Source organism: Paenibacillus cookii (assembly GCF_018333375.1).
Lineage (GTDB): Bacteria > Bacillota > Bacilli > Paenibacillales > Paenibacillaceae > Paenibacillus_AQ > Paenibacillus_AQ cookii.
This window is the reverse complement of the sequence record NZ_BORW01000031.1, coordinates 17798-38654: the sequence shown is the minus strand read 5'-3', so window position 1 is coordinate 38654 and position 20857 is coordinate 17798. Positions and strand designations below refer to the sequence as shown.

Genomic DNA, 20857 nt, shown 5'->3' with positions numbered 1-20857 from the left:
AGCAATAGACAAAAGTCCCGATTATCCGATGCGATTTCGACAAAATTTAACAAAACTTCGATGCCTGCCGATATATATCCCAGAGAGAAAAATATTTATGCTTAAAACACAGGGATGTTGCAAGATTCGAAATTTGCGGCTTCCTGCACATGGAGGAGAGAAACAACTTGAGAAAGAAATTGCAGTGGAATTTAAAGATGCAGTTCCTGGTCACGATGGTGGCGCTTGTCCTGCTGTCCACGTTGTCGCTGGGTTTTGCCATCAACCAGAAAGTCACGGGGGACATGGAGAAGAATTTCTACGACGCGACCCGGAAGGAAATCATGCAGGTCAGCGGGGCCATGAACCTCTATTTCAGCACCGTCAACGAATCGGTCGAATATTTCGCCAAGAACCCGCTCGTACAGCAAATCGACGGTTCGATCACTTCATACGTCAACGCCGTAGGCAAAGACGGAACGATCCAGATGACGCCTTCGCAAAAGCCCGGGATCGAATCGGAAATATACAATCTGTATGTGAACTACGCCAAGACGCATCCGAGCATCTCCTACATTTATCTGGGCACGAAGGAGGGCGGATACATCCAATGGCCGGAGGGAACCTCCAAAGACAAATACGATCCGAGAACGAGAGCATGGTATACGCAGGCGATCGAAAATCCGGATAAGGTCAAACGTACGGGCGCATACGCTTCGTTCACAGGCAACGTGCCGATCGTGAGCTCTTCGGTGACCATTAAAGACAAAGCGGGCAACGTCGTGGGCGTTCAAGGCGTGGACGTCAGCCTGGAGGCGCTCACCCAAACGATCAACAACATTAAAATCGGGGAAACCGGCTACGTCATTCTAACGGATGAAACCGGAACGATTCTGGCGAATCCTAAAAACCCGGAGACCAATTTCAAAACGCTGAAGGATTTGAACGTCAAAGCGTTCGCCGATATCGACAAGATGACGGACAAGCATTTCGAAGTCTCGTTGAATGGCAAAAGCTACACCGTCAACGTCTACGTTTCGCCGGAAACGCACTGGAAATACATCGCGATGATGGACAAAAGCGAGATCGCCGAGTCCACGAAGGAGATCCAGCGCATCATTTATCTGGTCATGCTCATCATCGTGGTCATCGTCATTGCGATTTCGCTGTTTATTTCGAGGGCGATCGCTAAACCGCTGAATGCGTCGGTGCATTATTTGCAGCAAATCGGCAGCGGCAACCTGGCGACCGAAATTCCGGAGTCGATGCTGAAAAAAGGCAACGAAACGGGGGCCATGCTCAGGGCAATCAATGCGATGAAAACGGACATTCAAGAGATGATCGGCAAAATTTCAGGTTCGGCGCACATCGTTTCTCAATCGGCGCTCAACCTGAAGGACAGCATGGACCAGACGCAAAAAGCCTCTGCGCAAATTACCGAATCGATCATCCAGCTCTCTTCCGCGGCAAGCGACGAGGCGAATACGGTAATGATGGGATCCGAAAAAGTCGAAGAGCTCGGGGGTGCCATCGATCGGGTCACCGCCTCGACTCAAGAGATTCTCGAATTATCCCGCCGGACCGGAGAACTGAATCAGCGCGGCATCGTTATTGTTCAGGAGCTTGTCGGCAAATTCAACAGCACGCTCCAGTCTTCGGAGGAAACGGCCCAAGCCATTTCCCAGGTCAGCGGCAGCGCCGGCGAAATCAGCACGATCCTCGACACGATCCTGGAAATCTCGGCGCAAACGAATCTGCTGGCGCTGAACGCGGCCATCGAAGCTTCAAGAGCCGGCGAACACGGCCGGGGTTTTTCGGTGGTCGCCGCGGAAATCCGCAAGCTTGCGGAGCAGTCCGCCGCAGCCGTCAAAAATATAAGCCATATCATTTCGAGCGTAAACGGTCAAATCTCGAATGCGGTGGAAGCCATCGGCACCTCGCGCGAGCTGTTTTCCGACCAAGAGCAGGCCGTAAGGGAAACCGAATCGATCTTTCATGAAATCATGGTTTCGGTCAACAGCCAGATGAATAAAACGACGGAAGTGGACGAACATATCCAGGTCATGGTGGAAAAACGTCACGAATTGACCGACGTCTTCACCAATATTTCGGCCATTACCGAAGAAAACGCGGCCATTACGCAGGACGTATCCGCCGCGGCCGAAGAGCAGCTTGCCACGATCGAGGATGTCGCCGGCTATCTGACCCAGCTTAAGGGCCTGTCCCGCGACCTTGAAGAAAATATTAGAAAATTTACGATCAACAAATAAGGGATTTTCGCTTCGTTTTCCATAAAAAAGGCCCGGTTCGAGCAACGCTCGATCCGGGCCTTCATATTTTTAGCCGATCACGTATTCGCGGTAGCGATCATAATCCTTTTGTCTGCATTCAAGCGTGAGGCGGGTCCCCTCGTTTTCATATTCGGTCGCTTGAATGTCCGCGTGCTCGTTTAGATAAGACACCACTTGGCCTTGGTCGTAAGGAATCAGCATTTCGCACCGGACGTAATCCTTGAAAATGAAGCTTTTGATAAGATCGACCAGCTCGTCGATGCCGATTCGCGGTTTGGCCGCCAGATATATCCCGTTTTCCTGCACCTCCGGAATGTCCCGGCCTGCCAAATCGCATTTGTTGTAGGCAAAAACGGTCGGAATATCCGTAACGCCGATGTCCTTCAGCGTATTTTCCGTGATCTCGATCAGCTGCTCGTATTTTTCGTTGGCATAATCCACGACATGGATCAGCAAATCCGCCTCGGCGACCTCCTCGAGCGTCGAACGGAAAGCTTTGACGAGATGATGCGGCAGCTTGCTGACAAAACCGACGGTGTCGGTGAGCAGAAAGCTTTTGTTGTCCTCAAACTGAATGTTCCGCACGGAGGTTTCGAGCGTGGCGAACAGCATATCCTTTTCGAACACGCTTTTTTCTTCGGCGCTTCCCGCCGCCCCGAACCGCTCGATCATGGCGTTCATGATCGTCGATTTGCCCGCGTTGGTGTAACCGACAAGCGAGACGACCGGCAGCTCGTTTTTCTTGCGCTTTTTGCGCTGCGTCTGGCGCTGGAACACCAAAGACTCGAGTTCTTTGTTCAGCGCCGTTATTTTTTCCTCGATCCGGCGGCGGTCCAGCTCCAGCTTCGTTTCCCCCGCACCTCTGTTTTTCAGGCCGACGCCGCCGCTCTGCCGCCCCAGCGATTCGCGCAGACCCACAAGCCGCGGCAGCATGTACTGCAGCTGGGCCACCTCGACCTGAAGCTGAGCTTCGCGCGTTTTGGCGCGTTTTTCGAATATGTCCAGAATGAGGATCGTCCGGTCGATGACCTTGCATTCCAGGTCGGCTTCGAGGTTGCGCAACTGGGAAGGGGAAAGTTCGTCGTTAAAAATGATCAGGTTGGCTTCGAGCCCTTTATACAAACCCGCGAGCTCCTCCACTTTGCCCGTGCCGATGTAATGGGATTTGTTGACCCGCTCCATGTTTTGCGTCAGTTGGCCCACGACCTCAACGCCGCAGGCTTCGGCCAGGTTGCCGAGCTCTTCCATCGAATAGTCGAAATCCCGCTGGTTGTTCAAATTGACGCCGACGAGCACGGCGCGTTGATCGATCGTTTCAAGCAGTTCAGGTTGTTTCATATAGGAATCCCTCCAAGTGATTATTATTGGCGAAAAAACGCAAAAAACCGCAGGCTGCTGCCTGTGGTTTGGGACGAACGGAGAAACAAGCGGCTGCCCGGCGGTCTGCCGCATGCCTAAAAAAGCCTAAAAGGCCTTGGATTCGCATCGATCCGTTAAGTTCAGGAAAACAGCCGCGAATGCAGCCGTAAAGCGTACCTGAAAACAGCAAAGGAGGGGCTTTCGAAGCCTCTCCTTTGCAACCCTTGCGCGCCTCAGCCTGAAACAGCCTAGACGGCACGCGTATAAAGATATTGGGTTCATCCGAAGATATGCATACCAATCCCGTTCGCCCTGCACAGCGCAGAGCCTTTGAGCACTATTCAATTAGCGGCACAAAGAGAAAAAACGGAATTTAATATTAATCATAACTTCGCGAACCCTCCGATCATTGTAATTGTTTCCATCTTAACACATGATGGCCGTTTTCACAATCACAAAGTTTTGCGGCAGGTGAGCCGGGCCTACGCCCCCCGGCTCACCGTGGTCCGGTCCCTGCCGTTTTCTTTGGAATGGTACAGCGCCTCATCCGCCCGCATCACAAGCTGTTCGGCCGAATGGCCATGGGCCGGAGATGCCGAAATGCCGGCGGATATCGTAATCGGTTGTCCGGTCGGGCTTTTCGTCATGGCCAGCTGCTCCCGCAGCCGGTCCGCCAAATCTTTGGCCCGGACCAGGCCGCAATGCCTGATCAGGATGCCGAACTCCTCGCCGCCGTAGCGGAAGCAAACGTCTTCTTCGGAGGCGACCAGCTGCATCAGGCGCGCCAAATAGCGGAGCACTTCATCCCCTATGACATGTCCGTATGTATCGTTCACCTGCTTGAAATGGTCGATATCGATCAAAATGAGCGCAAACGGCACGTTGCTCTTCAGCCAGCCGGCCATCACGCTATCAAATCCCCTGCGGTTGACAAGACCGGTCAGTTCATCGATGTTGACCTCATGCCGCAAATGCGTCAAATCCTGGTTCATGTTTTGCAGCGCAATCTTGACGCTTTGCGATAACAACCTGACCTCGTAATAAGATGAATCTATATCGGGAATGTCTTCGGCAGGCACCGGCTTCAAGGTCGCCTCATCCGAAAATTTCGCCAGCGTATGAAGCGGCTTGGCAATCCGGCTAGCGACCCACCAAGCGAGGACCAGAATCAAAATCAGGAAAGGCAGCGAAAACAGCAGCATTCGGTTGACCAAATGACGCAGCGGCTTGTCGATGACTTCATACGGCGTTTGCGAAATGATCCCCCAGGAGCTGCTTGGCTCGTGTGCATACCCTGCCAGAAAAACCCGGCCCAAGGTATTCGTGACCTTTTGGGAGCCGCTCTCGCCCGACACCACTTTCCGCACGACTTCATTTTGAAGGACCTGCTGCCCGACGCGCCTTTGTTCCGGATGGAAAATCAAATCCCCGTTTTCCTCCACGACGTACACGTAAGTACCGTCGCCGAAAAAATGCTCCTTGAGCATCGTGCTCAGCACGTTTTTTTCCTCCAGGTAGATGGTTCCTCCCACGAATCCTTTATAGTTCCCGTTCTTATCAGTGATCGGGGCCGATATGAGAATGATCAGCCGCCCCGTCGTTGCGCGGTAAGGTTCGGAAACGAAAGTTTTTTTCATGGTCACGGCCTTCATGCTCTGTTCGGAGGTAAGCTTATCCCCCACGATGACTCCCGTCGTGTGCGGACTGATGGCCCGGACCACCCGGTTGTGGTCGGCAATGAGGATCGAGTTGAAATATTGGGTGTTTTCCTGGAACAGATCATCGAACATCTGGGGAGTGATGCTGCCATCGCGGCCGGAAATGTCGGCAATCGCCCGGATGTTTTCCTGCATCGTATTCAGCAGCTCGCTCGTATTGGACGCAAGCTTCTTCGAATACGCTTCGTTTTTGCTCAAATAATTGTCGATCAAGGAAGTACGGTTAACCTGCACGGCAGACGTAATGCTTGTCAGCATCGTAAGCAGAATCGCCGTGATGACCAGCAGCGAAATGGTAAACCGAAGTGTGATTCCTTTTTTGATAACATGCCTCAAAGTGTCTCATCCCGCCTGCTTCTTAAATGTGGAAGATCCGGTCTTCCGTGTCCTAAAGCACATTATACAACAGAGCGGCGGCGCGAATATATAAGAATCGGAAATTGCTTTACGGGATACGGAAAAAAGCTTTGGTCGTCTGGAGCGTGCCGCTGGCGACCTCTTCCACGTCCTTTCCCATGCAGGAGGCGATCACCTGGGCAATATGGGCAAGAAAAGCGGGTTCGTTCCTTCCGTCCTTCGGCTTCGGTCTGAGGTCCCGCGGCGTAAGATAAGGCGCATCGGTTTCGATCATGAGGCGATTCAGCGGAATTCGCTGCACAAGGTCGCGCAGATGCCGGCCGCGCCGCTCGTCGCAAATCCAGCCGGTAATCCCGATATGGAAGCCCATATCAAGATAAGCCTCAAGCTCTTCCCCCGAGCCGGTAAAACAGTGCACCACCGATTTGGCGATCATGTCCGGATAATCCCGCATGATGGCGGCAAAATCGGCATGCGCATCCCGTTCATGCAAAAACAGCGGCATTCCCAGCTCTTCCGCCAGTTCGACCTGCTTTCGGAACCACTCGCGCTGCACGTCCCGCGGCGAAAAATCCCGGTTGTAATCCAAGCCGCATTCGCCGATGGCCACCACTTGGGGCAGCGCCGCCAGCTCGCGCAGCCGGTCCAGCGTGCCGCTTCCGCATTCCTTCACGTCGTGGGGATGGACGCCCGCCGTCGCATACAGCTTCCCGGGACGAAGTCCCGCATACCGCGCGGCTTCCTCGCTGCTTCTGACGCTGGTTCCGGTGATGATAAGCGGGAAAACCCCCGCCTCCTCCGCCCGTGCGACGACTTCCTCGCGATCCTTATGGAACGAGCGGTTCGTCAAATTGACTCCGATATCTATCATTTGCGGATGCATGTTTGATCACTGCCTTTTGTCGATGTATTTTCATTGCCGTCCCCCCGTGAAAACGGGGCTTCAGCCGTTGCGTACCGCCGCGCTCCCGCTTCAAGGCGCCGGCCGCTCTTCGGTTACAGAATACCACCGGGCGCAGGCTTTCACAAACCCCGGGCGCCGATGGCCCGGTTCCTCCATTTTCCATAACATTTTCAAAACCGGTTGAGGTATAGTATATTATATAAAACAAGAACAAACGTTCGCAATCGGGAAGTGGATATCCTTGGCCAAAAAAATATACGAAACCCAAACCGTCAAACAAACGCTGAACAAGGTGCAGGCAAAAAGCATGCCCTTCGACTGGTCCATCAATCCTTATCGCGGCTACGCCCACGGCTGCAGCTTTTGCTACGCCAGAGCTTTCCAGTCCTTTATCGGACGGGAAGCGGACGATGATTTCCAAAACCGGATCATGTTAAAAACCAACGCGGCCGAAGCTCTGGATGCCCAGCTGTCCAAACTGGCCCAACGTTTCAGCTACGATATCGGCCAGCTGCAAAACCATGTCGGCCTCGTCGTGTTGGGGACGGCGACGGACCCATATCAGCCGGTGGAAATCAAGGCGAAAATTACGCGTGCTTGCCTCGAGGTCCTGGCCAAATACCGGATCCGCACCAGCATCACCACGCGTTCGCCGCTCATTTTGCGCGATCTTGACCTGCTCAGCCGAATGAATATCGATTCGGTCAACATCAGCTTGAATTCGCTGGACCCGGCGGTCATCCGGATGATGGAACCCGGAGCCCCGCTGCCCTATAAAAGGCTGGAAGCGATGCAAAAGCTGTCCGCCGCCGGCGTGCGCGCCGGGCTGTTTATCGCCCCCATCCTTCCCTTCCTGACGGATTCCCGGGAAAGCCTCGAGCAATTGATGACGGCGGCCAAGGATCACCGCGCCTCGTTTGCGATGACCTCGCTTCTTCGGTTGTCCCCGGACGTGAAAGGCTGGTTTCTGCACATGCTGCAAAAACATGAACCGGAGCTGGTCCCCCGCTACAAAAGCTTGTTTCAAGGCGCCTATCCCGATCCCCGCTATGCGGATAAGATCAAGCTGCTCGCAAGGGAGCTCAAGCAAAAACTTCAGCTGTACGACGATGAGCCTGAGAAGCGGGGCGCGTCTTCCCCTGCGGCCGAAGCGGCCGTCCCGGCTTCTTCACGGATGCCAGGCTCGCCGCTGCCCGGGCCTGAAGTGGAACAGCTCAGCTTCCCGTTCTGAATGCACGAAAGGCCCCGTGCAGCGCACAGGGCCTTTCTTTCGTCCCATCTAAGGTCTCTGGCCGGAATCGATCCGTTCCAATTGTCGCTCCAGCTCGGCCTGCTCGTATCGTGACAATCCCCCATTGGAGGAACCGATATAGAGCTCGCCCCCGGCGCTTTGATTGACAAGTCCTTCGATTCCGTTCCGGTAGCGGGCTTCGGCGAAATCGACGCGCTGGTTCGGCAGCCGGCCCAGCACGCCGCCATCCTCTTTGCGCAGCACGAGCACATCGGAGCCGTAACCAAGCAGGAGATGCTCCGAAAGCACGGCAAAGCGGGTTTTGGCCATCTCATCCATCGCGTAGGGGCTTGAGGATTCGCGGGAGGTGACGGGCATCTGCCACAAAAGCGTCCCTTTCTCCCGGTCGACGGCCGCAGGCCTTCCGTCCAGCACGACGTACAGCCGGTTCCCGTCGATCATGCCGTTTGCCGCCTTGCCGGGCAACGTCCATAAGCTGCGCCGCAGGACAGCGTCATAAAAAACGGTTTCCTTGACTTTGGAATGGTCGAAATCCCCCGTGCCCTCCGAACGCTGCACCAAAAGATATCTTGAGTCACTGGTTGCTTCGAAGCGCTCCTGCGGTTTCCACGGATATTTGCCGAGCACCTTCCCGTTTTCGGTATTCAGCAGCATCCACTCGCTGCCGATCAGGAACCAGCGGCTCGCGTCATGCCGCAGCGGCTGCCGGAGATTTCCGTAACCGAAGTACGGATTCCCCTGAGGATCCTGCTGCACGGCTCCGGCTCCCTGCACGCTCCACTTTTCTTTTCCGCTCAGCGGATCCAGCGCCTTCAGTTTCGAACCGTCCTGCAGCAAAATGTAGGGATCTTCCGCACTGGTTTCAAGGACTTGCCGTTTGCCCGTCAGCGTTCGGTTCCATCGCTGTTTGCCCGTCGCGCGATCAAGCACGCTGAGCACCTCGGAAGCTCCGTTCGAAGCTGTCTGCTGCAACAGAATGGCGCCTTTGACTGCATGCATCCGAATCTGGCGTTCCTTCGGCAGGCTTTTCTCCCATACGACCTTCCCATCCCGCAAACGGAATTCACGGATGCGGCCTTCATACTTTTCCCGTCCGGGGTCGTATTCGGTATACACCGCAGCCGTGCCGCGGGAGGCGTCAAGCGATGCTCCAAACATCCCGAATCCCGCATCCGCTTGCCACAGCTTCTCCCCCGTGTCCCGGTCAACGGCATAAATGGACGATGCATAATGCATGCCGCTGAATCCGCCGTCGTCGCCGTTGACAAGCAGCACGTCGCCGGTTCCGCCGATCAGATAGGCATAATTCAAATTCCCTTGGTTGCGCCATGTCGGCTTGACGTCCATCGTCGACGGAATCGGCATCGTCAGGAAATCGTATGTAAACCGGTAGTCGCTGCCCGCCGTCCTGTTGAGCTCCAGCCTCCCGTTTGCCGGGAGCATCCACTTCCAAGCCGCAAGCTTGCCCTCGGGAGAGAAGGTGACCGTGAACCTGGCCTGCGGAAGCTCGTAGCGCCAGGTCGTTCCCAGCCGCATCGGTTCGTGCGTTTCCGCGAGATTGGCCGAACGCTCCCTCACGTCGGGTGTCCCCAGCAGCTGCTGAACTTTGGAGGCGTCATCGCCTTCTTTCAGCAGCATTTCGGTCAAATTCCTTGCAAGGTCAACCGGCACGGCGGACCCCCGGCTTAAAACCCCTTTCGGGATCGCGCTTTTGGAAGCAACCGCTTTCGCGTTCACCCATAGAAGCACGGGTCTGTACATCTGATCTTCCCCATGCCATGCCCGGGGACTGGCCATCACGGCCGTCCAATCCTTCCACCCGGCCAGCGCAATGAACCGCGCGCCTTGTCCGGGAGGCGCCCATTTCAGGCTGCTCCCCGGGGCGAGCGACAGCTTGGCATCGGGATGCAGGGTGACGTAAGCCGGCTCCGTTTCCACGATGGACTTGGCCGCGTCGGTCGTATACCAGCGGGGAATCCAGCGGCTGTTCTCGGAATCCGTGGCTGCCGCAACCAGATCCCCGCCAAGGGAGTCGGCCGGTTGGCCGTCGCGGCTTTCCGCGGATTCGGCGTATACCCATTCTCCGGCGAGCCCGTAATCGGCCGCTTTCAGATCCTCCCACCGGGAAGCAGAGGTCGGCTTCGCGTCAAAATAAGGCGTTTTATACCGAAAAAACAGCTTGACGGCAGGCTGATCCTGCGTTGCCGCATAGGCTTGAGACGATGCCCACCAACCCGCACGGCCCGGCACGCCCGGCAGCAGCGCGGAGGATACGGCCAGCACCGCAACGCCGGCCAACAGCTTCAAAGGCTTAAATCGCATCATCGGAACCACCCTTTTCCATAGATTCCCATTGCCATTGAGACAGCTAGCGAATGACGCATGACGAAAAAAACGCTCCCTCGTGACGATTCAGGACGAACGTTCGCAAAGTTCCGCCAAAGACCGGAGCACGTATTGGATCAGCTCAGGCAGATCTCCCATCTGCTCCTCGTCGATTTTCCGCTGGAACCTCAATTCCGCCTTATTTTCATAGCCGCGGTCAGCATCCCCGTAAACGCGGGTCAAGGTTTGCACGAGCGGAATATCCGGCCAGATCGTTTTCAAAATCCGTTCGATCTCCCCGCATTCCGTCTCCGCTTCCGTGACGTTCATCCCGAAGCCGATCTTTAGCCGGCATCCCGGCCGGGCCTCTTCGATCTCCAAAATTTCGGCGGACAAATCGGCAAGGGAAGCTTCCAGGCGGATCTCCGCACAAACCTCCGGCCTTCCCGCCAATTCGAACCTGATGGCAAACTCCCGGGACATGACGGACATTTCAAGCCGGTCGTCGCGGCCGATGATCCGGATCAGGCCGTCGATGTTATCGAGATCGTACAGCTGGTTTTCAAGGGCCACCTTAAGATTCTCGAAAATCGTCGGGTCGAACATTACCATTGGTCGGCCGCGTATTTCAGTCCAATCTGCTTACGCGCTTCCTCCATCACCTCGGCGACCGCAAGCGACGTTTCGTGGGAATTGATTTTGCTGCTGCGCTTGCCGCGGCAAATTATGCGGATGAACTCCTCCAGCTCGTAATACATCGATTCATGGATTTGCTGCTGGGTCAGGTTCTCCACGCTGCCGTCCCGGTACTGGATTTTGACGTCGTACGGCTGGTTGATCCGGTCGATCACCATCGTTCCGTTTTCCCCTTGAATTTCCGCAGGCAGGAACGAGTCCGAAATTTTCGAATACATGACGACCGCATCCATTTCCGGATAACGCATAATGACGCTGCCTTCCCCGTCCGCGCCGGAAGAAAGCATGACGCCGAACGCTTTAACTTCTTCCGGTTTGCCGAACAAGGACACCAGCGGATAAATGCAGTAAATGCCCAAATCCATCAACGCGCCGTTCGAAAATTCCGGATTAAACGCGTTCAGCACCGTTCCCTGCTTAAACGCGTCGTAACGCGAAGAGTATTGGCAGTAGCTGGCAAAATAACGGCGCACTTGGCCGATTTTGTACAGATTGTCTTTCATGATTCTGAAATTCGGCATGAGCGTGGATTTCATCGCTTCCATCAGCACCACGTTATTGGCCTCGGCCGCCGCAATCATCCGCCGTACCTCGTCGCTGTTCGAGGCAAGCGGTTTTTCGCACAGCACATGTTTGCCGTGGTTCATGAATAAAATCGCCTGCTCCGCATGCAACGAATTCGGGCTGGCGATATAAACCGCGTCGATGCAATCGCTTGTCGCCATGGCCTTCAAATCGGTATACACCTTCGGTTCGCCGAACTGGGCCGCAAACTCGCGCCCCTTTTCCTCCGTGCGGGAATATACCGCCGTCAATTCGAAATCGTCGTTCTCCGCCGCCGCATGAAGAAAACGTTCCGTAATCCAGTTGGTGCCAATCGTTCCGAATCGGATCAATCCAATCATTCCTTTCCCCAAAATATATCAGGATACTGCATGAATCATTCCCTTTAGCAGCCTTAGGTAAAGCCTCCGCCGATCTCCGGACCCCCCGCATCGTCCCAGCCGGACGTTTCCTCGTCCGCCAGGCTTTGAATATCTTCGGTGCTGATGCTCAGGAAACCGTATCCTTCCTCCTGCTGCAGCTTTAAAGCGCGTTCCTTGTAAAACCTGGCGCTGCTGCCTTCCCCCGTCTCCTCGTCATAGACCAGAAGGATGCCGTCGGTTTTGCGGAACAGCAGGTCGTCCCTGGCCCTGAACTGCCATGGCCCGCTGTAAGGCTGGCGGCTGACCGCCCCATAGTAATCGATTCCCTGCAAAATCCGGTTGTAGTATTCCTTTTTGTCTTCCTTCCAGTTCTCTTCGGGATGTTCAAAAGCCGTTATGATGGCCACTTTCAGGTCGGGGTAGTCCCGCTTCAAGCCAATCGCCGCTTCGCAGGCCCATAAATCGACGCCGTATTGCCCGGGCGAAATGACCCATTCCACCCCTTCCTCGGCCAGCTGGACGAGCTTGGCGGTTACGGCTTTTTGGATATACGCGATTCCCGGGTGCTTTTGCCCGAAAATGTTCAGCTCATGCGCGCGATATCCCGTAACCAGCACATTTTTCATCATAAACCCCTTAATTTCCGCGTAAATTCTGCCTTGCTGCGGGATTTCTGCAAAATCCTCTATGATTGCTTTCCTCCTATCATACCCTGATTCTTTTGGTGATTTCCACTGGTATATCGGAGAATGAAGCAAAAAGAGCCCTGCATTTCCCTATGGAAACGCAAGGTTCTTGAAAGATCAGATCGAGATTTTCACTTCGGCGTTCATGCCCGGCAGCACTTTGGACGAAACTTGATTGATCGAGATTTTGACGGGAATCTTCTGCGTCACTTTCATATAGCTGCCCGTCGAGCCCTGCTGCGGAAGGACCGAAAACACCGAATTGGTCGCATATCCGATCGTTTTGACCACGCCTTCGAATTTGGCGCCCGGGTCGCCGTCGACCGTAACGTCCACGCTTTGGCCGATTTTAATGTCCTTCAGCCGGGTTTCTTTAATGTTGGCGATGATATACAGATGATCCATGTCCGCTTCCTGCGCAAGCACCTGGCCGGCTTGCACCGGCTGTCCCGCGCGCGCGTCGTTTTTGATGATTTTGCCCTTCATCCGCGAGCTGACGGGGATCGTCTTCGTGCCGTCGGAAACGCCGCCGACGATGCTTTTGTCGCTTACGTCGACCCCCTCCTGTATGTTCCAGCTGGCCAGCACCCCCGGGGCGGGAGCAACGACGGGCATCATGTCGGCAGCCACGACGGCATCCTCCGTATTGATGAAATTGCTTTTTTCGTAATAGAAGTAGGCGCCTGCCGCAATAAAAAAGCAGATGACGAGCACCCCTGCAATATTTGCGATGATTAATCGGCTACGGCTAATCATATCCATCGTTCTCCTTATTTCTTATTTCGTAAAACGTGCGGCGCTCGGCGCCAGATCCGTTTGTTCCGGCTTCGGCATCATGAGCCGCTTTTCTTTCTGGACCAGCGATCTTCCTTTGCCGGTGACGATTTTCCCTGCCGAAGCCAGCAGCATGATCGCGCCGACGCAGGCCATGATCGTAAACAGGTTATGGTACGCGCCCAAAATGGCCGCCTTTTTCGTTTGCACGATCAGCTCATACGAGGCCATGCTCTGAGCTTTGGCGGCCGGAAGCCCTTCATTCATGAAGCTGCGGGTCCATCCGGCGATTTCCGCCCTGGCCTCCCCGCCGAACAAGCCGAGACGGCCGCGGATTTCTTCATAATTGACGGCGTTTTGCCGCGTCAAATACCATCCGAGCAGCGGCGTGGCGATTGCCCCCGCAAAATTGCGGATCGAATGCAAGGTAACCGATCGCATCGAAGCCTGGTGGATATCGCCCGCAAGCGCCGTCCCCAGCGCCCCGCCGACAAGCACCATGCTGACGCCGGCGCCGAGCAGCGCGATTTGGAAATACAGCGTCTGCAAGGAAACGTCCGGACCTATCGCGCGCCACTGCAGGCTGACGTAAATGACGGCAAGCGAGCCGGCAAAACCGAGAATCCCCGCCCCCAAACGGTCAAACAGCCACGTTTTCAGCATGGCGGTCACGACGATGCCGACGAAAAACCAAACGTAAAAATGAACGAGATACCGGTACGGCAGGTTCAGGTTGTTCCGCAAAAAGCCGTTGATTCCCGCGATGGCCAATATGAGGCAGACATGCGAGGCGATCGCCATGACCGTTCCCGAGACCGGTTTTGGCGCCTTCAGCGTTCGGAACGGAACAAGCGGCGCCGGAGATTTGAGATCCATGATGATAAACAGAACCAGAAGTATGCCTGCGACGGCCAAAAACGGCCAAACGTACAGCGAGGCAAAGCCTTTGTCCACCAAATTGCACAGCGGCACCGTCAGCGAAAGCATCAGCGCCACGAGCAGGAACAGGTTGACCCTGCTTCCCGGCCGCGCCTCGCCGGCGGCCTCTTTGCCGTGCGGCAAGCCGATAAAGCCGACGAGCAGGCACAAGGCCGCGGAAACGATGTTCAGCAAGAACAGCCAGCGCCATGCGCCCACGCTCAGCGATACGGAGCCGAAGATGGCCCCGACGGCGCTTGCCCCGAACAAACCGGTGATGACCATCAGCAGGAAATAGTTGCGGATTTTATTGGGAAACGATTTTAAGCTGACGGGCAAAATGGTCAGAAACAAACATCCCGCGCTTAACCCCTGAATGGTTCTCCCGATCGTTAAGGAAACCGAATCCCCCGCGAACGCGTTGATCACGGAACCGACGAAAAATATCGCGACGAACAGGAGATAATTGCTCCGCAGCCCCCATTTCCGGGTGAATGCCGGGCCCAAAGGGACGCCTAAGGCAAAGGCGATGTTGGACAGAGTGGAGGGAAGCAACAGATCGTTCGAACCCAGATCGAGCCCGTTCTGAATGATGGCCTGGTTCATAATGTAAGACAAATTGATAAAATACTGCGGACCGATCGCAAAGATCGTCAAAATCGAAATGATCAAATACGGCGGCAGCGGTATGTTGACCGATTCCGAGATGGCCGCTAGACGGCCCGACGTCGTTTTCATCGGACTCCTCCTTTCTTGTTGGGATCCGCGGGAAATGATCCGCTGTCTCAGCGATTTCTTTCGGAAATGAATACATATTGCAAACAGCAAGTTGTATTATACAATATGTAATTTTGAACATGCAATAGCCAATTTTTGTTTGGAAAAGGAAAAACCGCCCGAAGGCGGCATATCTCGTTTGTTGATGAGCTATAAGTTCTGTTTCCCGTGAAATTCCGTCATGAGTTCATGGATCAATTGCGCTGCCGGAATCGCCCGGGCCATCCGGTACCCCTGACCGGCCCACAGCGACATGTAGTCGGCTTGACCGCGCGCGGCGGCTTCTTTTCGGAGGCGCTGCGTCAGATGATGCACTTGGGGATATGCGGCCGGGGCCTCCGCGTCATAGGTTTCCATGAACCTGTTCACGAGCCCCCTCGCCCTTCTGCCCGTAAATGCACGCGTGATGCGGGTAGCGGTAAATTCGGGATCGGTTAACGCTTTCCGGTAAGCGGCGTTCGTTCCGCTTTCGGGGCACAACAAAAACGCCGTCCCCAATTGGGCCGCGTCCGCGCCGGCAGCAAGCGCCGCCCTTACGCCCGCTCCGTCCATGATGCCTCCGGCCGCGATGACCGGTTTGTCCGTCAACGTTCGGACGAGCCGGATCAAAACCAGCAGCCCAATATCCTCCCGCAGGTCCGGATCGTTCGAAAAAGTCCCCCGATGGCCCCCGGCTTCGGCCCCTTGGAGGCATAACACATCCGCTCCGGCATCAAGAGCCAACGCCGCTTCCGCCGGATTCGTAACGGTGACTGCCACCTCGATGCCCTTCTCCTGAAGCGTTTGCACAGTTTCTTTGGCAGGGCACCCGAACGTAAAGCTGACGACCGGCACCCGTTCGGCTTGCACCAAGGCGATTTTGCGGGCGTAATCATCGTCGTCGAAGTCCGGGGCTCCAAGGGATACGTTCAGCGTTTCCGCTTCTTTCAGAAGCTTTGCCCGATACGCTTCCAGGGCTTGGGGATCCGCGGTATCCGGACCGGGCACGAACAGGTTGACGCCGAAGCCCGCCGCGGTTCGCCCGCGAAGCTCCCTGATTTCTTTTTCAAGCTCTTCGCTCGTCTTGTAACCTCCGGCCAAAAAACCGAGTCCGCCGGCTTCCGACACCGCCGCAGCCAATGCGGGGGTCGACACGCCGCCTGCCATCGGAGCTTGTACGATCGGATATTTTAGCGCTTTCAACATATCTTCCGCCTCCTTTAGCCAAATACCGCCATATTCATATGGCCCTTATTTGTTCCATGCTTTGAAATCCCGGTTCAGCCGGGTCAAATGATCCCGCAGCTGCTCAAGCTCGGCCGGAGACCAGCCGGAAAGCATGTCGGCATAGGCCGCGTAACGCGCTTGTTGAACCTTGCGGAGAATGTCCCATCCTTCGGGCGTGATTTCCACCAAACTGATCCTGCCGTTGTTCGAATCCGGATAACGCCGGATATAACCTTTCCCCTCAAGCGCAGCCACCTGGCGGCTCGCCGTGGACAAATTCAGCAGCAGCTGGTCGGCCAGCGCGTTAATGGCCAGCGGGCTGAATTTTTCCAGCTCGCTAAGCAAAAGATATTCTGAGCGGTCAAGACTTCCAAGCTTGGGGCTGTGTGCCGTCGTAAGCCTCACCAGCAAAGCGATTTCGTATTCGATCAAATGAATCGGAGCATCCATTTTCCGTCATCCGCCTCCTTATACTGCCCGGTTTCCATGCCAAAAAGCGTCAGAACCAGTATAACATACAGGCGGACGGGTGCCGAAATCAGCCGGCGGTCCCGGGAGCCGGGCCGCCTCCGATCAGATGGGCCGACACGGGTTTTCTTCCGAATTCCCGCGACCATACCGACGGCTGGCCGACAAGCCGGCCAGGACAGCCTGCATTCTTCCTTAGATGCGGGGATACTCGGGATAACATCCCCCTATCGGCAGGATCAGCGTTCATCCCCCAGGAGTTTGATGATACCGATTGTTTCCGGATATTTCGTTTTAGCCGGCATTTCGTGTACAATTTAAGAGAGAGAGGTGTTGCGATATGTCCAATGAAAATGAAGAAATCATTTTGACTCCCGAAGGGCTGGAAGAACTAAAGGCCGAGCTGGAGGAATTAAAAACCGTAAAACGCAAAGAGCTTGCGGAACGTCTGAAGGTAGCGATCAGTTACGGCGACCTGAAGGAAAACAGCGAATACCATTCCGCTAAAAACGACCAGTCGTTCATGGAAACCCGGATCATCATGCTGGAGAAAATGCTGACCAAAGCCCGGGTCGTCAAAAGCACCGATGCTTCGATCGTCAGCGTGGGCGCCTACGTCAAGCTGAACGACCGGGAATTCAACGAAGTCGTGGAATACCGGATCGTCAGTCCGGCGGAAGCCGACGTGCAAAGCAACAAAATCTCCTACGAAAGCCCGCTCGGCAAAGAGCTGATCGGCAAGTCCGTCGGCGACGTCATCAGCGTGACGGCGCCGATGGGAGTCATCCAGTACGAAGTCCTGGATATCCGCGCCAAATCATAACGGCATCGGTAACGGGATGCCTGAAACCGTGAAACGAACGCCAAGAACCCTGTTGCTTCCAGCTGAAGGAAACAGGGTTCTTTTTTGCGCTTCAGGGCCGGATTCCGGGTGTCACGCGTTCGTTCGCGGGTCGGCCGATCCTATTTTTTTCATCGCGTCCCATAATGGCTTGATCTTCAAAGGGAAGGGCACATGGGCAAAGATCCAGGCTTCTTCCCGCAGCATCAAATCAACCATGAACCTGCAAGCTTGTTTATGATGTTCCGGCGTCATGTGGGCATAGATCCGTTTGACCGCGGCCAACGGTTCTTCGGGCAAGGAGCGTTCCATATCCTTCATGCCAAGCTGCGCCCGCTCCGGCTTGTATTTATGCAATAACGCTTTGGAGAGATTCGTCATCGCGTTGTGAAGCGTTTGAATGCTCCACAGATCGTTTCCTCTGCGGGAGGCGGCGTGATATTGATACAAAAACCATACCGCGTCGTCGACGGCATCCTGAAACTCCGCCGGCTCCAAAGCCAGGTTTTGCTTGGCGGCCAATGGAGCCAGCCTTCCGTCCGGGTCATGCAGCACCTTGATAAAATCTTTGGCGACGTAGTTTTCTTCCGTCACGGTGAACAGGTCGAGATGAACCAGGTTTTCGTATACGGCCAATATTTGCGGCGCAACGATAAAGATTTCGTCATAAAACAGCAGTTCTTTGTACGCCCTTATATGCCGCATGCGGTTCGGAAGAAACAAATCCAGATCCTCCGCATTCACAAGACAATACAAATCGATATCGGAAAATTCGTCATGTTCGTTTCTGCCCATCGAACCTTTTAAAAATATCGCCTGCACGTATTCGTCTTTCGTCAAACTGGAGACGACCGTATCGACGGCTTCTTCGAGGATCACCGAATCCCCCTCCTTCATTGGATCGACCTGCCGGTCGCCGGATGCTGCCGTTAAGGCAGCCTTTGCGGTCATCCGCGGACGTGCGAAAGCACGGCGGCCGGAGTTCGCCCGACGATCAGCCGTTCGCCGTCCGAGTATCCCTCTTCGCGATCCTTCAGCTCCTGAACCAACACCGATCGCCAGTGCCGGATCCGTTCCCGGCAGGACTCGTCGCGGATGGCGTTATGCAGCTCCTGCGGATCTTCGCCGAGCAGGAAAAACTGTTCCTCGCCGGTTTGGGAGAACCAGACATATTTTTCCTTGCCGTCCGTAACCCAATGATTGGACTGGCTGCCTTGCGAATGTTCTCCGTGCAGGTAGGAACGCCAAGCAACGCCTTGACGTTCGGCAGCCCGTGAAGCCAGCTGTAGCACGCTGCCCCCCTCCACCGAATCGGGGATCGGCACGCCTGCGGCATCCAGCAACGTCGGCATAATGTCCCGCATTTCCACGACCTCCTCCACCACTTTGCCCCTTTGAAGGCCCAGGCGGTTTCCCGGATCATTGACGATAAACGGCACCCGCGCGCTTCCTTCATAAGGCAGCGACTTGCGGAACAGGTGATGGTCGCCCATCAGTTCCCCATGATCCGAGGTAAACAAAATGACCGTGTCGTTCATCTCGCCGTATTCCGCCAGCGCCTGCATAAAGCGGCCGATTTGATGATCGATATGCGTGATGAGCGCGTAATAGGCGGCCGTCGCTTTTTTGAGCCGGCGTTTCGGGACGATGCCTCGGCTTGTCGTCGGATTGTACCCTTCCAAACCGGGATCGGACGTCATCACCCAATCGCCGACCGGCGGATCGGGGATTTCCGCGTCTTCGTACAAATCGAGATACGCCTGCGGCGGATCCAGCGGCGAATGGGGCCGGACGAAAGACATCCACAAGAAAAACGGCTTGCCCGGGTCGCGGCGGCGCAGGAAATCGATCGATTCGGTGACGACCCAATTCGTCGGGTGGAACTTTTCCGGAAGATGCCACGGGCGGGCCACCGCCGAAGCGTTGCAGTCCAATCCGGAATCGATCAGGTCCGCGCCGGGTTCCTGCCGGCGCAGCCAATGCAAGTAATCGTCCACTTCGTCGTAATGTTCGGAGACCGGGATGCTGTACTTATTCCGGTTATGATGCAGATACCCGTCGTGCAGCACGACATGGTGAAAACCCATCAGGTTTCTGGCCGGGTATACGTGCATTTTGCCGACGCATTGCGTGTGGTATCCGGCCTTCGCAAATTCCTCCGGCATCGTGCGGTCGTAACGCCACGGCACGCGGTCTTGATACCCGACGCGCCCGTGGCCCGTCTGGGACTTCCCGGTAAAAATCGCCGCCCGCGCCGGGATGCAGGACGGCGTCGCGGAGTAGGCGCGGTCGAAACGCACGCCGGTGCGGGCCAGCTCATCCAAATTCGGCGTCTCCACCACGGGATGGCCTGCGATGCTCAGGCAATCGTAACGCATTTGGTCCACGGTAATCAGCAAAACATTCGGTTTGTTCCGATTCAAGGACGTTCCCCTCCCCAGGAGATGAATTCAAAAACATGGATTCGAAATTATTTCCATTTAACCTCCATTTTGATCGAAAGTAAATGGATTTTCCTTCGTTATCTTGATTTCGATCCCGGTTTGTTCCTCTTTTCCAGCAAATAAGGGCCTTTCTTTATTCCAAAAAGAAATAAAGTACGATATACTGGAAGCGAACACCTCAGGAAGTCAAGGAAAGAAGGAAGCAAAAATCATGGAAGCCAACCGAGAACGCAAGCTTCGCTTATGCGGAAAGCTTTTTGTTTCTTTTTTGAAAATCGGACCCACCACCTTTGGCGGCGGCTACGCCATCCTTCCCGTCATCGATAAGGAAGTCACGGAACGCCGCGGATGGCTGGGCTCCAAGGAAATGAGCGAGATGACCGCGCTTTCCGGCGCGGCTCCCGGGGGCATCGGAGTCAACGTCGCCGCGCTGGTCGGCTACCGCGTGGCCGGCATTCCCGGCCTCCTTGCCGCCGTTGCCGGCATTTCCCTGCCGACGATCCTTATCATGCTCGTCTTATGCGCAGCTGCGGCGGGCTTCAGCCATAACCGTTACGTGCAGGCCGCGCTGCACGGCATCAAACCCACCGTCGTCGCCTTGATCATCTACGCGGCGGTCCGGATGCGCAAACAGGCGCTGAACCATCCTTTGGCATGGGGCGTCGCCGCCGCCTGCCTCGTCCTGCTGCTCTTTTTTCCGATTCCGCCCCTTTTCGTCCTGGCGGTCGGCGTCGTGATCGGCATCGTTGCCAAGGCAGCGTCCCCCGTGGGGGATCCGCAAAAAGCCTCCCCCGAGAACAAGGGCGACCATCCTCCCATGTAAATTCCGTGAGGATCGCGTCGGGCCGGGCCCATATGGACCATGAATATTCAATTTTTATATTTCGGATTAAACGGCAGCTTCCGGAACGTCCGGAAGTCCGAGAATAGATACCC

The 20857-nt window shown here is 55.5% G+C and carries 17 protein-coding genes; 4 read left to right on the top strand and 13 right to left on the bottom strand.

The genetic code is table 11. The features are described 5' to 3' along the window. The first annotated feature begins 167 nt into the window (after positions 1-167). Positions 168-2249, top strand: coding sequence for a methyl-accepting chemotaxis protein (locus KI367_RS21175; RefSeq protein WP_212952093.1), 2082 nt, complete (start codon positions 168-170; stop codon positions 2247-2249). 69 nt (positions 2250-2318) lie between these two features. Here the strand turns inward: KI367_RS21175 and hflX are convergent, their stop codons facing one another. The 3 genes from hflX to KI367_RS21160 all read right to left on the bottom strand — a co-directional run bounded on the left by hflX (position 2319) and on the right by KI367_RS21160 (position 6587). Further along, complete coding sequence (hflX, locus tag KI367_RS21170; RefSeq protein ID WP_212952092.1) at positions 2319-3608, bottom strand: GTPase HflX; 1290 nt, start codon at positions 3606-3608, stop codon at positions 2319-2321. Positions 3609-4111: 503 nt separating this feature from the next. Continuing rightward, positions 4112-5683 (bottom strand): sensor domain-containing diguanylate cyclase, encoded by a 1572-nt coding sequence (locus tag KI367_RS21165; protein WP_212952091.1) that lies wholly within the window; start codon positions 5681-5683, stop codon positions 4112-4114. A gap of 109 nt (positions 5684-5792) precedes the next feature. Then, the gene (locus KI367_RS21160; RefSeq protein ID WP_212952090.1) at positions 5793-6587 is read right to left on the bottom strand and encodes a TatD family hydrolase; all 795 of its coding nucleotides are present in this window, start codon (positions 6585-6587) and stop codon (positions 5793-5795) included. A 262-nt stretch (positions 6588-6849) separates the two neighbouring features. Here KI367_RS21160 and KI367_RS21155 point away from each other — a divergent pair, with 262 nt between their 5' ends. After that, positions 6850-7839, top strand: coding sequence for an SPL family radical SAM protein (locus tag KI367_RS21155; RefSeq protein WP_212952089.1), 990 nt, complete (start codon positions 6850-6852; stop codon positions 7837-7839). A 48-nt stretch (positions 7840-7887) separates the two neighbouring features. On the opposite strand, the gene KI367_RS21150 is transcribed toward KI367_RS21155, so the two are convergent. From KI367_RS21150 to KI367_RS21115, 8 genes are all read right to left on the bottom strand, one after another. Beyond that, on the bottom strand, positions 7888-10182 hold the full coding sequence (locus KI367_RS21150) for an outer membrane protein assembly factor BamB family protein (RefSeq protein ID WP_212952088.1): 2295 nt from the start codon (positions 10180-10182) through the stop codon (positions 7888-7890). 90 nt (positions 10183-10272) lie between these two features. Continuing rightward, complete coding sequence (locus tag KI367_RS21145) at positions 10273-10791, bottom strand: hypothetical protein (RefSeq protein ID WP_212952113.1); 519 nt, start codon at positions 10789-10791, stop codon at positions 10273-10275. Continuing rightward, positions 10791-11786 (bottom strand): Gfo/Idh/MocA family protein, encoded by a 996-nt coding sequence (locus KI367_RS21140; RefSeq protein WP_281422522.1) that lies wholly within the window; start codon positions 11784-11786, stop codon positions 10791-10793. The genes KI367_RS21145 and KI367_RS21140 overlap by 1 nt, the downstream gene beginning before the upstream one ends. 53 nt (positions 11787-11839) lie before the next feature. Then, positions 11840-12433, bottom strand: a complete 594-nt coding sequence (locus tag KI367_RS21135; protein ID WP_212952087.1) for an SLOG family protein — start codon at positions 12431-12433, stop codon at positions 11840-11842. 177 nt (positions 12434-12610) lie between these two features. Further along, on the bottom strand, positions 12611-13246 hold the full coding sequence (locus tag KI367_RS21130; protein WP_212952111.1) for an HlyD family secretion protein: 636 nt from the start codon (positions 13244-13246) through the stop codon (positions 12611-12613). A gap of 24 nt (positions 13247-13270) precedes the next feature. Next, on the bottom strand, positions 13271-14923 hold the full coding sequence (locus KI367_RS21125) for an MFS transporter (protein ID WP_212952086.1): 1653 nt from the start codon (positions 14921-14923) through the stop codon (positions 13271-13273). A gap of 189 nt (positions 14924-15112) precedes the next feature. Beyond that, a complete protein-coding gene (locus KI367_RS21120) occupies positions 15113-16147 on the bottom strand; it encodes a nitronate monooxygenase (protein ID WP_036712214.1) in 1035 nt (344 codons plus the stop codon). A gap of 45 nt (positions 16148-16192) precedes the next feature. Then, positions 16193-16618 (bottom strand): MarR family winged helix-turn-helix transcriptional regulator, encoded by a 426-nt coding sequence (locus KI367_RS21115; RefSeq protein ID WP_212952085.1) that lies wholly within the window; start codon positions 16616-16618, stop codon positions 16193-16195. Positions 16619-16976: 358 nt separating this feature from the next. On the opposite strand from KI367_RS21115, the gene greA reads away from it, so the two are divergent. Then, positions 16977-17459 (top strand): transcription elongation factor GreA, encoded by a 483-nt coding sequence (gene greA, locus KI367_RS21110; RefSeq protein ID WP_036712221.1) that lies wholly within the window; start codon positions 16977-16979, stop codon positions 17457-17459. Positions 17460-17570: 111 nt separating this feature from the next. Here greA and KI367_RS21105 read toward each other — a convergent pair whose 3' ends face one another. Then, positions 17571-18374 carry an aminoglycoside 6-adenylyltransferase gene (locus KI367_RS21105; RefSeq protein WP_212952084.1) on the bottom strand — a complete coding sequence of 268 codons (804 nt, stop codon included), beginning with the start codon at positions 18372-18374 and terminating at the stop codon, positions 17571-17573. A 50-nt stretch (positions 18375-18424) separates the two neighbouring features. Continuing rightward, positions 18425-19900, bottom strand: a complete 1476-nt coding sequence (locus tag KI367_RS21100) for an arylsulfatase (protein ID WP_281422521.1) — start codon at positions 19898-19900, stop codon at positions 18425-18427. A gap of 232 nt (positions 19901-20132) precedes the next feature. Between KI367_RS21100 and KI367_RS21095 the strand changes: the two genes are divergently transcribed. Further along, positions 20133-20744, top strand: coding sequence for a chromate transporter (locus KI367_RS21095; protein WP_212952083.1), 612 nt, complete (start codon positions 20133-20135; stop codon positions 20742-20744). Positions 20745-20857: the final 113 nt, after the last annotated feature.

Coding starts and splice junctions, on each gene's coding strand:
- greA (WP_036712221.1), top strand. CDS start 16,977: ATGTCCAATGAAAATGAAGAAATCATTTTGACTCCCGAAGGGCTGGAA.
- KI367_RS21095 (WP_212952083.1), top strand. CDS start 20,133: ATGGAAGCCAACCGAGAACGCAAGCTTCGCTTATGCGGAAAGCTTTTT.
- KI367_RS21150 (WP_212952088.1), bottom strand. CDS start 10,182: ATGCGATTTAAGCCTTTGAAGCTGTTGGCCGGCGTTGCGGTGCTGGCC.
- KI367_RS21140 (WP_281422522.1), bottom strand. CDS start 11,786: ATGATTGGATTGATCCGATTCGGAACGATTGGCACCAACTGGATTACG.
- KI367_RS21120 (WP_036712214.1), bottom strand. CDS start 16,147: ATGTTGAAAGCGCTAAAATATCCGATCGTACAAGCTCCGATGGCAGGC.
- KI367_RS21135 (WP_212952087.1), bottom strand. CDS start 12,433: ATGAAAAATGTGCTGGTTACGGGATATCGCGCGCATGAGCTGAACATT.
- KI367_RS21115 (WP_212952085.1), bottom strand. CDS start 16,618: ATGGATGCTCCGATTCATTTGATCGAATACGAAATCGCTTTGCTGGTG.
- KI367_RS21125 (WP_212952086.1), bottom strand. CDS start 14,923: ATGAAAACGACGTCGGGCCGTCTAGCGGCCATCTCGGAATCGGTCAAC.
- KI367_RS21145 (WP_212952113.1), bottom strand. CDS start 10,791: ATGTTCGACCCGACGATTTTCGAGAATCTTAAGGTGGCCCTTGAAAAC.
- hflX (WP_212952092.1), bottom strand. CDS start 3,608: ATGAAACAACCTGAACTGCTTGAAACGATCGATCAACGCGCCGTGCTC.
- KI367_RS21105 (WP_212952084.1), bottom strand. CDS start 18,374: ATGAAGGAGGGGGATTCGGTGATCCTCGAAGAAGCCGTCGATACGGTC.
- KI367_RS21160 (WP_212952090.1), bottom strand. CDS start 6,587: ATGCATCCGCAAATGATAGATATCGGAGTCAATTTGACGAACCGCTCG.